Raw genomic sequence first — 16,153 nt, forward strand, 5'->3', positions numbered from 1 at the left:
GAAGGTACCGAGATGGTAATGCCGGGCGACAACGTGCAGATGGTTGTAACTCTGATCGCGCCGATCGCGATGGAAGAAGGTCTGCGCTTCGCGATCCGTGAGGGTGGCCGTACCGTTGGTGCTGGCGTTGTAGCTAAAATCATCGAGTAATCGGTGGTTGCGAGTGTGATCACAAAAAACTTTGCGGTCACGCTTGCAAAATTCGAGGTTGCTGGTATTCTCCGCTCCTCGTTTTTCAGGGGTGGCGCGTTAAGTTGTTGCCCCTGAAATGTGTTCCAGGCCAGTAGTTCAATTGGTAGAGCACCGGTCTCCAAAACCGGCTGTTGGGGGTTCGAGTCCCTCCTGGCCTGCCAACTTCAAGATGCCCGCAAGGGGCCTGCAGTTGGGCTATCCTGTACTGCTGTCGCTCTTTGTGGTCGTGGGCAATAAAGGCGCCAGTGGTATTTGAGGCGCGCTAAAGGCTTCTCTGTATGAATGCTAAAGTAGAGGCGAAAACCTTTCGTCTTGACGGCCTGAAATGGCTGCTGGTAGCGCTGCTGGTTGGCGCTGCTGTTGCGGGCAACTCCTACTACGCTGAAATTCCCCTGCTGTATCGTGTGCTGGCCATTGTTGCATTGTGCCTGTCTGCGGTATTTGTGGCGGTGCAGACGGCCAAAGGCAACGCTTTCTGGAACCTTCTGCGCGAAGCGCAAAACGAAGTGCGCCGCGTAGTGTGGCCGACTCGCCAGGAAGCGACTCAGACCACCCTGATCGTGGTGGTGTTTGTCCTGCTTATGGCGGTAATTCTTTGGGCGCTGGACTCCGGTCTCGGTTGGGCTGCCTCCAAGATCATTGGCTAAAGGTTAATCCATGGCAAAGCATTGGTATGTAGTTCAGGCTTACTCCGGTTATGAGAAGCGCGTTGCGTCTTCGCTGAAAGAGCGCATTGAGCTGCACGAGATGGATCACCTTTTTGGTGATGTTCTGGTTCCCACTGAAGAAGTGGTCGAGATGCGTGCCGGCCAGAAGCGTAAGAGTGAGCGTAAATTCTTCCCCGGTTACGTTCTGGTGGAGATGGAGCTCAATGACGATACCTGGCACTTGGTGAAAGAGACGCCGCGAGTGCTTGGTTTTATCGGTGGCAAGGCGGACAAGCCGGCCCCGATTACGGATCGTGAAGCGCAGGCTATCCTGAATCGCATTGATGATTCCGTTGATAAGCCGAAGCCCAAAACCCTGTTTGAGCCGGGTGAAATGGTGCGTGTTATCGATGGTCCGTTTAATGATTTCAACGGTGTGGTGGAAGAAGTCAATTACGAGAAGAGCCGCCTGCGGGTAGCTGTGTTGATCTTCGGACGCTCCACGCCGGTAGAGCTGGAATTCAGTCAGGTAGAAAAGAGCTGATTTCGAGCTGAAAGGATTCGGCCCTCTTTCGCTTAGTGCGGAAGGGGGCTTTCGCGTCCCTGGAAACTGCGTGCCGGTTTCGTGGGGTAAACAGGGGAGCTGAGCGCTGCATGTTTGTATAAGTGTACAGCGTAAGCGTTAACACCCAGTTAAAGAGGAAGCTGTAATGGCTAAGAAAGTAGAAGCTTACATCAAGCTGCAAGTTAAGGCCGGTCAGGCCAACCCGAGTCCGCCCGTTGGTCCAGCACTGGGTCAGAAAGGTGTGAACATCATGGAGTTCTGTAAAGCGTTCAACGCACAGACCCAGGGTATGGAGCCGGGCCTGCCGGTGCCGGTAGTGATTTCTGTTTACGGCGATCGCTCCTTCACCTTCATCATGAAGTCGCCGCCCGCTGCAGTTCTGCTGCGCAAGGCTGCGAAAATCAAGAGCGGTTCCAGCCGTCCGAACACTGACAAGGTTGGCAAGGTAACCCGCGCTCAGATCGAAGAGATCGTAGAGATGAAGAAAGCAGACCTGACTGCTGGCGATTTGGAAGCTGCGGTACGCACTATCGCTGGTTCTGCGCGCAGTGCTGGTATCGAAGTGGAGGGTCTGTAAGTGGCTAAATTGACCAAGCGTCAGCGTGCAATCGCTGAAAAACTGGAAGCTGGCAAGGCGTACGGCATCGAAGAAGCTGTTGCACTGCTGAAAGAGTTCTCCAACGTCAAGTTTGCGGAAACCGTTGATGCTGCTATCAACCTGGGTATCGATCCGCGTAAATCCGACCAGGCTGTTCGCGGCGCTACCACTCTGCCGCACGGCACTGGTAAGGACGTTCGCGTTGCCGTGTTCACCCAGGGCGCTAACGCTGAAGCAGCGAAAGAAGCCGGTGCTGATCTGGTAGGTATGGATGACCTGGCTGCCGAAGTTAAAGCCGGCAAGATGGACTTCGACGTTGTTGTAGCTTCTCCCGACGCTATGCGTGTTGTTGGTCAGCTGGGCCAGATCCTGGGCCCGCGCGGCCTGATGCCGAACCCGAAGACCGGTACCGTAACCCCGGACGTTGTTACTGCGGTCAAGAATGCCAAAGCTGGTCAGGTACGTTTCCGTGCTGACAAAGGCGGCATCATCCACGGCGGTATCGGCAAGGTTAGTTTCGACGCCAAGTCTCTGAAAGAGAACCTCGAAGCACTGGTAGCTGACCTGAAGAAGGTCAAGCCGGCTTCCGCGAAAGGCGTTTACCTGAAGAAGATCACCCTGAGCACCACTATGGGCCCGGGTCTGACCATCGATCAGGCATCCCTGGACGTTAAGTAACTTTCTCAGGAAGTTAACACGTTCAGTGAAAAGAACTTTGGGGTCCGCCCGGCTGTTTAGGCCGTCGGGCGGGCCGTCAAAGACCGTAGGTGCTGTGGGGGTTTGAGGTTTAAAGCCCCATAGCTTAATCCGGAATCCGGCCAGGTTGGTCATCAGGGTTCCGAGCCTACGCAGACGGTGTCGCCCAAACCAGTATTTTTGCTGGATTTGAGCTTTATGCACCGGAACGGGTCGGGTTTACATCAAGTTTCCCGGCCTTCATTCAAATCCAGGAGTGACACTATGGCTATTGGACTCGTAGACAAGAAAGCGATTGTCGCAGAAGTCCAGCAGGCTGCTGAGGGTGCTCTGTCTGCGGTCGTTGCGGATTCCCGCGGCGTAACCGTGAATGACATGACTGCCCTGCGCAAAGAGGCTCGCGAGAACGGCGTTTGGTTGAAAGTCGTCCGCAACACTCTGGCGCGTCGCGCTCTGGCCGGTACCGAATTCGAATGTCTCGTTGAGAACTTCGTCGGTCCTAGCATCATTGCCTTCTCCAACGAACACCCGGGTGCCGGCGCGCGCATCCTGAAGGAGTTCGCGAAGAAGAATGACAAGCTGGAACTGAAAGGTGCCGCCTTCGAAGGCGTAGCTTGTGACGTCGCACTGTTGGCAAGCCTGCCGACTTACGACGAAGCTATCGCCAAGCTGATGAGCGTCTTGAAAGAAGCGTCTGCTGGCAAACTGGTTCGCACTATTGCGGCCGTTCGCGACCAGAAAGAGCAGGAAGCTGCTTAATTACTTCGCTAGAGCGAAGTGGCAGTTTTCAAAGTCTCTTTTTATTAATGAATAGTCGAGCAGTTTGCTGCTCAAATGAAATCAGGTACTAACTCATGTCTCTGACTAAAGAAGATATCATCAATGCGATCGCTGAAATGTCTGTTAAGGACGTTGTTGAGCTGATCGAAGCTATGGAAGAGAAGTTCGGCGTGACCGCAGCTGCTGCTGTTGTTGCTGCTGGTCCGGCTGCTGAAGCTGCTGAAGAGAAAGATTCTTTCGACATCGTTCTGACTTCCGCTGGCGACAAGAAAGTGAACGTGATCAAGGCTGTTCGCGGCATCACCGGTCTGGGCCTGAAAGAAGCCAAAGAACTGGTTGACGGCGCTCCGAGCACCCTGAAAGAAGGCGCTCCCAAGGCTGAAGCCGAAGACGCCAAGAAGCAGCTGGAAGAAGCTGGCGCTTCTGTAGAACTGAAGTAATTCGGTTTTACACACCACCACCAATGGCGGCCCAGGCCACCGTTGGTGGAAAGGCTGGTGGACTTTTGTCCGCCGGCCTTTTTGCCGTTTGCGGCACTGTCGTTTTGACCGACAGTTTTTGTTTTTTAGAGAGGTTTGCGCACAGCGCAGCGATTTCAAGCGGTCTGTTTTGAAAGCGTAGCTGCACTGTGCAGAGACTTCTCGCCCGGATGAGTTGCGTACTGCTGGTCGATGACCGGCCGTAGCTCGATTGAAGTCTTGTCACTGATCAAGCTGGGGAATATGAATGGCTTACTCATACACTGAGAAAAAACGTATCCGCAAGGATTTTGGCAAACTGCCTAAGGTCATGGACGTGCCTTTCCTGCTTGCGATACAGCTGGATTCGTATCGCAAATTTACACAGGCCGACACGCGCCCGGATGAGCGCTTGGATATCGGTCTGCAGGCCGCGTTCAAGTCTGTATTTCCGATTGTCAGCTATTCCGGCAACGCCGCGCTCGAGTTCGTCAGCTACACCCTCGGCAAGCCGGCGTTCGACGTAAAAGAATGTACGCTGCGTGGTGTCACTTACGCGTGCCCGCTGCGCGTGCGCGTGCGCCTGATTATTTACGATAAAGAATCTGCGAATAAGTCCATCAAGGACATTAAAGAGCAGGAAGTGTACATGGGCGAAATTCCGCTCATGACCGACAACGGTACCTTTGTGGTCAACGGTACCGAGCGAGTGATCGTTTCCCAGTTGCACCGCTCCCCGGGTGTGTTCTTTGATCACGACAAGGGCAAGACCCACTCTTCCGGCAAGCTGTTGTATGCCGCGCGTGTAATTCCTTACCGTGGCTCCTGGCTCGACTTCGAATTCGATCCGAAAGACCTGGTCTTTGTGCGTATCGACCGTCGCCGCAAGCTGCCTGCGACCATCCTGCTGCGCGCCCTGGGCTTCAGCTCCCAGGAAATGCTGGAAATGTTCTTCGATACCAGCAAGTTTGAGCTTGGTAACGACTCCGTTCGCCTGGAGCTGATCCCGTCCCGTCTGCGTGGTGATGTTGCCTCGTTCGATATCAAGGACGGCAAAGGCAAGGTGATTGTCGAAGAAGGCCGCCGTATCACCCCGCGTCACATCCGCCAGCTGGAAAAAGCCGGTGTAGAGACCCTGGAAGCGCCGCTGAACTACCTGCATGGCCGTGTACTGGCACATGACATCATTGACGAGTCCACCGGCGAGATCGCGATCGAGTGTAACTCCGAGATCACCGACGAGATTCTGGCCAAGCTGCGCGTGCTGAACGTGAAGAGCTTCGAGACGCTGTACACCAACGACCTCGACTGTGGCCCGTTCATCTCCGATACCCTGCGCGCGGATCCGTCTCGTACCGAGCTGGAAGCGCTGGTGGAAATCTACCGTATGATGCGCCCGGGCGAGCCGCCCACCAAGGAATCTGCGGAATCCCTGTTCGAGAACCTGTTCTTCTCCGACGAGCGTTACGACCTGTCTGCGGTAGGCCGCATGAAGTTCAACCGCCGTCTGGGACGCGAAGACGAAACTGGCCAGGGCACCCTGAGCAAAGAAGATATCGTTGACGTACTGAAAACCCTGATCGAAATTCGCAACGGTCGCGGCATGGTGGACGACATCGACCACCTGGGTAACCGCCGTGTGCGTTCCGTGGGTGAAATGGCCGAGAACCAGTTCCGTGTGGGCCTGGTGCGTGTAGAGCGCGCGGTGAAAGAGCGTCTGTCCATGGCAGAGTCCGAAGGCCTGATGCCGCAGGATCTGATCAACGCCAAGCCGGTAGCGGCTGCGGTGAAGGAGTTCTTTGGCTCCTCCCAGCTGTCCCAGTTTATGGACCAGAACAACCCGCTGTCGGAAGTTACCCACAAGCGCCGCGTATCCGCGCTTGGCCCGGGTGGTCTGACCCGCGAGCGCGCGGGCTTTGAAGTGCGCGACGTACACCCGACGCACTACGGCCGCGTATGTCCGATTGAAACGCCGGAAGGTCCGAACATCGGTCTGATTAACTCCCTGGCAACCTACGCCCGCGCGAACCACTACGGCTTCCTTGAGAGCCCGTACCGCAAGGTCGTGGACGGTCAGGTGACCGACGATATCGAGTACCTGTCTGCGATTAACGAAGCTAACTACGTGATCGCACAGGCTTCGGCTGCGGTTGACGAGAACGGCCGCTTTACCGATGACCTGGTCAGCGTGCGTCACCACAACGAATTTACCCTGAAGAACCCGGAAGAAATCCAGTACATGGATGTTTCCGCGAAGCAGGTTGTGTCTGTGGCAGCGGCGATGATTCCGTTCCTCGAGCACGATGACGCCAACCGCGCATTGATGGGTTCCAACATGCAGCGTCAGGCGGTTCCGACCCTGCGCGCTGAGAAGCCGCTGGTGGGTACCGGTATGGAGCGCACCGTAGCGCGCGACTCCGGCGTGTGTGTAGTGGCCAAGCGTGGCGGTGTTATCGAGCGCGTTGACGCGAGCCGTGTGGTCGTGCGCGTGCATGACAGCGAAGTTGAAGCTGGTGACGCCGGTGTGGATCTGTACAGCCTGACCAAGTACACCCGCTCCAACCAGAACACCTGTATCAACCAGCGCCCGATCGTAAAAACCGGTGACGTCGTTGAGCGTGGCGATATCCTGGCTGACGGCCCGTCTGTCGACCTGGGTGAGCTGGCCCTGGGCCAGAACATGCGCATCGCATTCATGCCGTGGAATGGCTACAACTTCGAGGACTCCATCCTCGTGAGCGAGCGTGTGGTTCAGGAAGACCGCTTCACGACCATCCACATCCAGGAGCTGACCTGTATTGCCCGTGACACCAAGCTGGGCAGTGAGGAAATTACTGCGGACATCCCGAACGTGGGTGAGTCTGCACTGAACAAGCTCGACGAGTCCGGCATCGTGTACATCGGTGCAGAAGTGGGCGCGGGCGACATCCTGGTTGGTAAGGTAACCCCGAAAGGCGAAGCCCAGCTGACTCCGGAAGAGAAGCTGCTGCGTGCGATCTTCGGTGAGAAGGCATCTGACGTTAAAGATACCTCCCTGCGCGCCCCCTCCGGTACCCGCGGTACCGTGATCGACGTCCAGGTGTTCACCCGTGATGGCCTGCAGAAAGACCAGCGTTCCCTGGCGATCGAAAAGGCGCAGCTGGACGAAGTTCGCAAGGATCTGAACGAAGAATACCGTATCGTCGAAGGCGCGACCTTCGAACGTCTGCAGGCAGCCCTGGACGGCCAGGCGGTTGTTGGCGGCAAGGGCGTCAAGAAAGGCGACGTGCTGAGTGCGGAAATCCTCTCCACTCTGCCCCGTGAAGACTGGTTCAAACTGCGCATGGCCGAAGAGAGCCTGAACGAGCAGTTGGAAAAAGCCGAAGCGCAGCTGAAAGAGCGTCGCAAGCAGCTGGATGAAGTCTTCGAAGACAAGAAGAAGAAGCTCGAGTCCGGCGATGACCTGGCTCCGGGCGTGCTGAAAATCGTCAAGGTTTACCTGGCGATCAAGCGCCGCATCCAGCCGGGTGACAAGATGGCCGGCCGTCACGGGAACAAAGGTGTGATCTCTGTGATCAAGCCTGTGGAAGATATGCCGTACGACGAAAATGGTGAGCCGGTCGACGTGGTTCTGAACCCGCTGGGTGTTCCGTCCCGTATGAACGTTGGTCAGGTTCTGGAAATGCACCTGGGCATGGCGGCCAAGGGGCTCGGTGCGAAGATCGATCACATGATCAAGGAGAAGCAGGAAGCGCAGAAGGTTCGCGGCTTCCTGGAAGAGGTCTACAACTCCACTGGCGGTCGTGTTGAAGACCTGAACGAGTTGAGCGACAGCGAAATCCTCGCGATGGCTGACAACCTCCGTCGGGGCGTGCCGATGGCAACTCCGGTATTTGACGGTGCCGCGGAATCCGAGATCAAGCAGCTGCTGCGTCTTGCGGATATCCCGGACTCCGGCCAGATCACCCTGTACGACGGCCGTACCGGTGACGCGTTCGAGCGTCCGGTTACTGTGGGCTATATGTACATGCTGAAGCTGAACCACCTGGTGGACGACAAGATGCACGCGCGTTCTACCGGCTCCTACAGCCTGGTTACCCAGCAGCCGCTGGGTGGTAAGGCGCAGTTCGGTGGTCAGCGTTTCGGTGAGATGGAGGTGTGGGCACTGGAAGCATACGGTGCCGCTTACACCCTGCAGGAAATGCTCACGGTCAAATCCGATGACGTGGAAGGTCGTACCAAGATGTACAAGAACATCGTGGATGGCGACCACCGCATGGAGCCGGGCATGCCCGAATCCTTCAATGTACTGGTCAAGGAAATCCGCTCGCTCGGTATGAACTTCGAGCTGGAAAACGAGTAAGACCGGTAACAATCGGATTTAGTAGACAGAGGCCGGCGGCACAGCCGCTGGCAAGCCCGGCCCCAAGCGCCATGTGCGGGCCGGGTTGACTACCCCCTAGTGGAGGAAAGGCCTTGAAAGATTTGTTAAACCTGGTGAAAGCCCAGGATCAGCTGGAAGAATTTGACGCTATCCGTATCGGTCTGGCATCCCCGGACATGATTCGCTCCTGGTCTTACGGCGAAGTGAAGAAGCCGGAAACCATCAACTACCGTACCTTCAAACCGGAGCGGGAAGGCCTGTTCTGTGCCAAGATTTTTGGCCCGGTGAAGGACTACGAGTGCCTGTGCGGCAAGTACAAGCGCATGAAGCACCGCGGCATCATCTGTGAGAAGTGCGGCGTTGAGGTGACCAAGGCCAAGGTGCGTCGTGAGCGCATGGGCCACATCGAACTGGCGAGCCCGGTTGCGCACATCTGGTTCCTGAAGTCCCTGCCGTCCCGTATCGGTCTGCTGCTGGATATGACCCTGCGCGATATCGAGCGCGTGCTGTACTTCGAATCCTACGTGGTAACCGATCCGGGTATGACCACCCTGGAGCGCGGCCAGCTGCTGAACGATGAGCAGTACTTCGAAGCGATGGAAGAGTTCGCCGACGAGTTCGAAGCCAAGATGGGTGCGGAAGCCATCCAGGAGCTGATGAACGACATCGAGCTGCCGTCCGAAATCCAGCGCCTGCGCGAAGAGATTCCGGCGACCAACTCCGAGACCAAGATCAAGAAGCTGTCCAAGCGCCTGAAGCTGTTGGAGGCCTTCTACAAGTCCGGCAACCGTCCGGAATGGATGATCATGCAGGCTCTGCCAGTGCTGCCGCCGGATCTGCGTCCGCTGGTACCGCTGGACGGTGGCCGCTTCGCGACTTCCGACCTGAACGATCTGTACCGTCGCGTGATCAACCGTAACAACCGTCTGAAGCGCCTGCTCGAGCTGAACGCGCCTGACATCATCGTGCGCAACGAAAAGCGCATGCTGCAGGAATCCGTAGACGCACTGCTGGATAACGGCCGTCGTGGCCGCGCCATCACTGGCTCCAACAAGCGTCCGCTGAAGTCCCTGGCAGACATGATCAAGGGTAAGCAGGGTCGCTTCCGTCAGAACCTGCTGGGTAAGCGAGTCGACTACTCCGGCCGTTCCGTGATCGTGGTAGGTCCGACCCTGCGTCTGCACCAGTGTGGTCTGCCGAAGAAAATGGCCCTCGAGCTGTTCAAGCCGTTTATTTTCGGCAAGCTCGAGACCCGTGGTCTCGCCACCACCATCAAAGCGGCCAAGAAAATGGTCGAGCGCGAAGAAGCCATCGTGTGGGATATCCTCGACGAGGTGATCCGCGAGCACCCGGTACTGCTGAACCGTGCACCGACCCTGCACCGTCTGGGTATCCAGGCGTTTGAGCCGGTACTGATTGAAGGTAAAGCGATCCAGCTGCACCCGCTGGTGTGTGCGGCGTACAACGCCGACTTCGACGGTGACCAGATGGCGGTACACGTACCGCTGACCATCGAAGCGCAGCTGGAATCCCGCGCGCTGATGATGTCTACCAACAACATCCTGTCACCGGCGAACGGTGAGCCGATCATCGTGCCGTCCCAGGACGTGGTACTGGGTCTGTACTGGATGACCCGTGAGCGCGTGAATGATAAAGGCGAGGGCATGTCCTTCTCCGATATCAAAGAAGTGAGCCGCGCGTTCTACGCCAAGCAGGTTGGCCTGCAGGCGAAGATCAAAGTGCGTATCGACGAAGCCGTCATTGGTGAAGACGGTGAGAAGACCAAAACCCGCACCATTTACGACACTACCGTAGGTCGTGCACTGCTGTGGAACATCGTTCCGGATGGCCTGCCGTTCGAAATGGTCAACCAGCCGATGAAGAAGAAGGCGATTTCCCGCGTTCTGAACGAGTGTTACCGCAAGGTTGGTCTGAAGGCGACCGTTATCTTCGCTGACCAGCTGATGTACACCGGTTTTGACTTCTCCACCAAGTCTGGTTCCTCCATTGGTGTGAACGACTTCGAGATCCCGGCAGCCAAGGCTGACCTGATTGCGGCGGCAGAAGCGGAAGTGAAGGAAATTGAATCTCAGTTTGCTTCCGGTCTGGTAACCGCGGGTGAGAAATACAACAAGGTTATCGACGTTTGGTCCCGTACCAACGACAAGGTAACCCAGGCGATGATGGCTGGTATCAAGAAAGAGCCAGTGATCGATCGCGATGGTAAAGAGACCGAGCAGGACTCCTTCAACTCCGTATACATGTACGCCGACTCCGGCGCACGGGGCTCCGAAGCCCAGATTCGCCAGTTGGCGGGTATGCGTGGTCTGATGGCGCGTCCGGACGGCTCCATTATCGAGAACGCCATTACCGCGAACTTCCGTGAAGGTCTGAGCGTACTGCAGTACTTCATCTCCACGCACGGTGCACGTAAAGGTCTGGCGGATACCGCACTGAAGACCGCGAACTCCGGTTACCTGACCCGTCGTCTGGTAGACGTTGCGCAGGACGTGGTTATTACCGAGATCGACTGTGGTACCGACGACGGCCTGACCATGGCGCCGGTAATCGAAGGCGGTGACGTGATTGAGTCTCTGGGTGACCGCATCCTGGGCCGTGTAGTGGCCCGCGATGTCATCCGTCCAGGCAGCGATGAAATCGCTGTGCCGGCCGGCACCATGATCGACGAGAAGTGGGTTGAGCGCATCGAAGCCCTCGGTATCGACGAGGTAATGGTACGCTCCGCAATCACCTGTGAGACCGCGCACGGCATCTGTGCGCAGTGTTACGGTCGCGACCTGGCCCGTGGTCACCGCGCCAACCCGGGTGAGTCTGTGGGCGTCGTGGCGGCACAGTCCATCGGTGAGCCGGGTACCCAGCTGACCATGCGTACCTTCCACATCGGTGGTGCGGCGAGCCGTGCTTCTGCGGCTGACAGTATCCAGGTGAAGCTCGGCGGTACCGTACGCCTGCACAACGTGAAGACCGTGAAGGCCGAAAGTGGCAACCTGATTGCGGTATCCCGTTCCGGTGAGCTGGCGGTTGCCGACAGCGCTGGTCGCGAACGCGAGCGCTACAAGCTGCCCTACGGTGCTGCGATTAGCGTTGCGGAAGGGGCCGAAGTTGGCGGTGGCCAGATCGTGGCGAAGTGGGATCCCCACACCCACCCGATCATCACCGAGGTTGCCGGTTGGGTGAAACTGTCCGGTATGGAAGACGGCCTGTCTATCCGTAAGCAGACCGACGAAATTACCGGTCTGTCCTCGATCGAGATCATCGATCCGGCGGAGCGCCCGGCTGCAGGTAAAGATCTGCGCCCGGCAGTGACCCTGGTAGATGAAAACGGTGAAGAACTGACTCTGGCCAGCAGCAATGCGCCGGCGCACTATGCGCTGCCACCGCGCGCCATTCTCAGTCTGAAAGACAGCGACAAGGTGAATGTCGGTGACGTTATTGCGCGTATTCCGCAGGAATCCGGCAAAACCAAGGACATCACCGGTGGTCTGCCGCGGGTTGCTGACCTGTTTGAAGCGCGTAAGCCGAAAGAGCCGTCCATTCTGGCGGAAATCTCCGGTACCGTTTCGTTCGGTAAAGAGACCAAAGGCAAAGTGCGCCTGCAGATCACCCCGAAAGACGGCAAACCACTGGCCAACGGCAAGGATCACTACGAAGTACTGATTCCGAAGCATCGCCAGCTGACTGTGTTCGAAGGTGAAACGGTAGAGAAGGGTGAGGTTATCTCCGATGGCCCGTCCAACCCGCACGACATTCTGCGCCTGAAAGGGGTGGAAGAGCTGGCTCGCTACATCACCAACGAAATCCAGGAGGTTTACCGCCTCCAGGGTGTAGGCATCAACGACAAGCACATTGAAACCATTGTGCGTCAGATGCTGCGCAAGGTTGAAATCCTTGAGATGGGTGACTCCGAGTTCATCAAGGGCGACCAGGTGGAATACCAGCGCGTGGTGGAAGAGAACGAGCGTCTGCGCGCCGAAGGCAAGCAGCCGGCTCAGTTCGAGCGCCTGTTGCTGGGTATCACCAAAGCGTCTCTGGCGACCGAGTCCTTCCTGTCTGCGGCCTCCTTCCAGGAGACCACCCGCGTACTGACTGAAGCCGCGGTAACCGGTAAGGAAGACAGCCTGCGCGGTCTGAAGGAAAACGTGGTTGTGGGTCGTCTGATCCCGGCCGGTACCGGTCTGGCGTACCACGCCGAGCGCAAGCGCAAGCGCAGCCTGCAGATGAGCCAAGGTTATTCCGAAGGCCCGTCCGCTGAAGAAGTTGAAGCGGCGCTGACTGAAGCCCTGAAATCTTCCGGGGAGTAAGTCAGTTCAGACCAGCGGGTCGTCCGCTGGTCGCTGCGGATCGCAATTACCGGTAAATGTGAGTATTCACTAGCGCCGGTGATTGACTAGGGGCGCCGTCGCTTATAGAATGCGGCCCCCGCTAATGGGGTACTACTGTCGAAAGGCTCGTGGAGCTGGAACGGCAGTGTGCACTGACGATAGGCCCCCGCTTATGCAACTGGTGGGGGCGTTTTATTTTGGAGTGATTTTTAATGGCAACGATCAACCAGTTGGTTCGTAAGCCGAGAAAACGCAAAGTCGAAAAAAGCGACGTTCCTGCACTGCAAGCTTGCCCGCAGCGCCGTGGAGTCTGCACTCGCGTGTACACCACTACACCGAAAAAGCCGAACTCCGCTCTGCGTAAAGTATGCCGTGTGCGTCTGACCAACGGTTTCGAAGTAACTTCGTACATCGGTGGTGAAGGCCACAACTTGCAGGAGCACAGCGTGGTGCTGATTCGCGGCGGTCGTGTAAAAGACCTGCCGGGTGTGCGCTACCACACTGTACGCGGTGCACTTGACTGTGCAGGCGTAAACGATCGCAAGCAGGCCCGTTCCAAGTACGGTGCCAAGCGTCCTAAAGGTTAATCCTTAAGGTCTATTTGCGTTTCGGTTTAACGAATAACCGGAGTAAGGCTGAGCTCGCCGAGTTGTATTTGTTTACGGCGGCGTCTCAGAGTAACCCTGAAGAGAGGCAATCCCATGCCAAGAAGACGAGTAGTCGCCAAGCGCGAAGTGCTGCCTGATCCCAAGTTTGGGAACGTGACTCTGGCCAAGTTCATGAACCATGTCATGATCTCTGGTAAGAAGTCCGTAGCAGAGAGCATCGTATATGGTGCGCTGGATCTGGTTTCAGAAAAGCTGAACAAAGATCCGATTGAAATTTTTGAAGAGTCCCTGGAAAACATCGCCCCGATGGTGGAAGTAAAATCCCGTCGTGTTGGTGGTGCTACCTACCAGGTGCCGGTAGAAGTGCGTCCTGCGCGTCGTACTGCTCTGGCAATGCGTTGGTTGGTGGATTTCTCCCGCAAGCGCGGTGAGAAGTCTATGGCGCAGCGACTGGCCAATGAAATGATTGATGCTTCCCAGAACAAGGGCGGCGCGGTCAAGAAGCGTGAAGACGTGCACCGTATGGCGGAAGCCAACAAGGCGTTCTCTCACTATCGTTTCTAAGATAGTGGCGCTTCCAAGTCTGATGATTATTACCATCGGAAATTAATACCGAAAGGCAGCAAGGAAGTTTCCGCGCTGCCTTTTGCCGTTATATCGAGGATACAACTGTGGCACGTAAAACGCCTATCGCACGCTATCGCAATATCGGTATCTGCGCCCACGTAGACGCTGGTAAAACCACCACCACCGAGCGTGTACTTTTCTACACTGGTCTGTCCCACAAGATTGGTGAGGTGCATGAAGGCGCCGCAACCATGGACTGGATGGAGCAGGAGCAGGAGCGTGGTATTACCATTACTTCTGCAGCGACCACCTGTTTCTGGGCTGGTATGCAGCAGCAGTTTGACCAGCACCGCATCAACATCATCGACACCCCCGGGCACGTTGACTTCACCATCGAAGTAGAGCGCTCCCTGCGCGTACTGGACGGTGCTGTAGTTGTACTGTGTGGCTCTTCCGGCGTACAGCCGCAGACCGAGACCGTATGGCGTCAGGCTAACAAATACGAAGTACCGCGCATGGTATTCGTAAACAAGATGGACCGTACCGGTGCCAACTTCCGCAATGTTGTCAACCAGCTGAAAACCCGCCTGAATGCAAATGCGGTTCCGCTGCAGATGACCATCGGCTCTGAAGACGAGTTCAAGGGCGTTGTCGACCTGATCAAGATGAAGGCCATCCTGTGGAACGAAGCTGACCAGGGCATGACCTTCGAATATGGTGACATCCCGGCGGATCTGCAGGACGAGTGCGATGAAATGCGCGAGTTCCTGGTAGAAGCAGCTGCGGAAGCCAGCGAAGAGCTGATGGAGAAGTACCTGGAAGAAGGTGAGCTGACCGAAGAAGAAATCAAGGCAGCCATCCGTCAGCGCACCCTGGCCAACGAAATCGTACCGGTTCTGGGCGGCTCTGCGTTCAAGAACAAGGGCGTACAGGCCATGCTGGACGCGGTTATCGAATTCCTGCCGGCACCGAACCAGGTGAAGGCGATCGAAGGTACGCTGGAAGACGGTGAAACCGTAGAGACCCGTCCTGCTGACGACAATGCACCGTTCGCTGCACTGGCGTTCAAAATCGCTACCGACCCCTTCGTTGGTACCCTGACCTTCTTCCGCGTGTACTCCGGTAAGCTGGAGAGCGGTACTGGCGTATACAACTCCGTGAAGATGAAGCGCGAGCGTATCGGCCGTATGGTGCAGATGCACTCCAACAACCGTCAGGAAATCAAAGAAGTACTGGCTGGTGACATCGCCGCGGCAATCGGTCTGAAAGACACCACTACTGGTGACACCCTGTGTGACGAGAATAACAAGATTGTTCTCGAGCGTATGGAGTTCCCGGAGCCGGTAATCTCCGTAGCGGTAGAGCCGAAGTCCAAGCCGGACCAGGAAAAAATGGGTATCGCACTGGGCAAGCTGGCTCAGGAAGACCCGTCTTTCCGTGTGAAGACCGACGAAGAGACTGGCCAGACCATCATCTCCGGTATGGGTGAGCTGCACCTCGACATCATCGTCGACCGTATGCGTCGCGAGTTCAATGTTGAAGCGAACATTGGTAAGCCGCAGGTAGCCTACCGTGAGCGCATCACCAACAAGTGTGAGATTGAAGGCAAGTTCGTTCGTCAGTCCGGTGGTCGCGGTCAGTACGGTCACGTTTGGATCCGCTTCGAGCCGAACCTGGACGAGGAATCGGAAGACCAGCTGGAATTCGTCAACGAAATCGTTGGCGGTGTGGTTCCGAAGGAATACGTACCTGCGATCCAGAAGGGTATCGCCGAGCAGATGCAGAATGGTGTTCTGGCTGGCTACCCGCTGCTGGGTCTGAAGGCTACCATCTTTGATGGTTCCTACCACGATGTGGACTCCAACGAAATGGCGTTCAAAATCGCCGCTTCCATGGCGACCAAGCAGTTGGCCCAGAAGGGTGGCGCGGTACTGCTTGAGCCGATCATGAAGGTGGAAGTGGTTACTCCGGAAGAAAACATGGGTGATGTGGTTGGCGACCTGAACCGTCGTCGTGGCCTGATCCAGGGCATGGATGAGAATTCATCCGGCAAGGTGATCAACGCTGAGGTTCCGCTGGCTGAAATGTTCGGCTACGCAACTGACCTGCGTTCTGCTACTCAGGGCCGTGCTACCTACACCATGGAATTCCAGAAGTACGCAGAAGCGCCCAAGAACGTCGCTGATGAAATCATCGCGAAAAACAAGGCTTAATTTACTAGGTAATAGCCCTAACTTCTTTTAGCTAGAGGACATTGAAAATGGCAAAAGAAAAGTTTGAACGTTCCAAGCCCCACGTAAACGTGGGCACCATCGGTCACGTTGACCACGGTAAAA

The 16,153-nt window shown here is 56.6% G+C and carries 12 protein-coding genes and 1 tRNA gene; all 13 read left to right on the forward strand.

The window, feature by feature from the left end; translation table 11 throughout:
- Nucleotides 1-150: EF-Tu C-terminal domain-related protein (locus ACNKU7_RS18505; RefSeq protein ID WP_472439836.1), on the forward strand; the 150-nt coding region annotated here is incomplete at its 5' end.
- Nucleotides 151-277: 127 nt separating this feature from the next.
- Nucleotides 278-353, forward strand: a tRNA-Trp gene (locus tag ACNKU7_RS18510).
- 117 nt (nucleotides 354-470) lie between these two features.
- Nucleotides 471-839, forward strand: coding sequence for a preprotein translocase subunit SecE (gene secE, locus ACNKU7_RS18515; protein WP_418298471.1), 369 nt, complete (start codon nucleotides 471-473; stop codon nucleotides 837-839).
- Between the two features lie 10 nt (nucleotides 840-849).
- On the forward strand, nucleotides 850-1,383 hold the full coding sequence (gene nusG / locus ACNKU7_RS18520; RefSeq protein ID WP_418298472.1) for a transcription termination/antitermination protein NusG: 534 nt from the start codon (nucleotides 850-852) through the stop codon (nucleotides 1,381-1,383).
- 166 nt (nucleotides 1,384-1,549) lie between these two features.
- A complete protein-coding gene (gene rplK, locus ACNKU7_RS18525) occupies nucleotides 1,550-1,981 on the forward strand; it encodes a 50S ribosomal protein L11 (RefSeq protein WP_418298473.1) in 432 nt (143 codons plus the stop codon).
- Nucleotides 1,982-2,680 carry a 50S ribosomal protein L1 gene (rplA, locus tag ACNKU7_RS18530; RefSeq protein ID WP_418298474.1) on the forward strand — a complete coding sequence of 233 codons (699 nt, stop codon included), beginning with the start codon at nucleotides 1,982-1,984 and terminating at the stop codon, nucleotides 2,678-2,680. It abuts the gene before it with no gap.
- Nucleotides 2,681-2,962: 282 nt separating this feature from the next.
- Entirely contained in the window at nucleotides 2,963-3,457 is a 495-nt protein-coding gene (gene rplJ / locus ACNKU7_RS18535; RefSeq protein ID WP_418298475.1) for a 50S ribosomal protein L10, read from the forward strand.
- 95 nt (nucleotides 3,458-3,552) lie between these two features.
- The gene (gene rplL, locus ACNKU7_RS18540) at nucleotides 3,553-3,918 is read left to right on the forward strand and encodes a 50S ribosomal protein L7/L12 (RefSeq protein WP_418298476.1); all 366 of its coding nucleotides are present in this window, start codon (nucleotides 3,553-3,555) and stop codon (nucleotides 3,916-3,918) included.
- Between the two features lie 286 nt (nucleotides 3,919-4,204).
- Complete coding sequence (gene rpoB / locus ACNKU7_RS18545) at nucleotides 4,205-8,278, forward strand: DNA-directed RNA polymerase subunit beta (protein WP_418298477.1); 4,074 nt, start codon at nucleotides 4,205-4,207, stop codon at nucleotides 8,276-8,278.
- Between the two features lie 113 nt (nucleotides 8,279-8,391).
- Entirely contained in the window at nucleotides 8,392-12,621 is a 4,230-nt protein-coding gene (gene rpoC, locus ACNKU7_RS18550; RefSeq protein WP_418298478.1) for a DNA-directed RNA polymerase subunit beta', read from the forward strand.
- Nucleotides 12,622-12,854: 233 nt separating this feature from the next.
- The gene (gene rpsL / locus ACNKU7_RS18555; protein WP_418298479.1) at nucleotides 12,855-13,229 is read left to right on the forward strand and encodes a 30S ribosomal protein S12; all 375 of its coding nucleotides are present in this window, start codon (nucleotides 12,855-12,857) and stop codon (nucleotides 13,227-13,229) included.
- Between the two features lie 114 nt (nucleotides 13,230-13,343).
- Nucleotides 13,344-13,814, forward strand: a complete 471-nt coding sequence (rpsG, locus tag ACNKU7_RS18560) for a 30S ribosomal protein S7 (RefSeq protein ID WP_010130334.1) — start codon at nucleotides 13,344-13,346, stop codon at nucleotides 13,812-13,814.
- A 107-nt stretch (nucleotides 13,815-13,921) separates the two neighbouring features.
- Nucleotides 13,922-16,030, forward strand: a complete 2,109-nt coding sequence (gene fusA / locus ACNKU7_RS18565; RefSeq protein ID WP_418298480.1) for an elongation factor G — start codon at nucleotides 13,922-13,924, stop codon at nucleotides 16,028-16,030.
- The last annotated feature ends 123 nt before the right edge of the window (nucleotides 16,031-16,153 follow it).

This window comes from Microbulbifer weihaiensis, assembly GCF_048323715.1.
In the GTDB taxonomy this organism is placed as follows: Bacteria; Pseudomonadota; Gammaproteobacteria; order Pseudomonadales; family Cellvibrionaceae; genus Microbulbifer.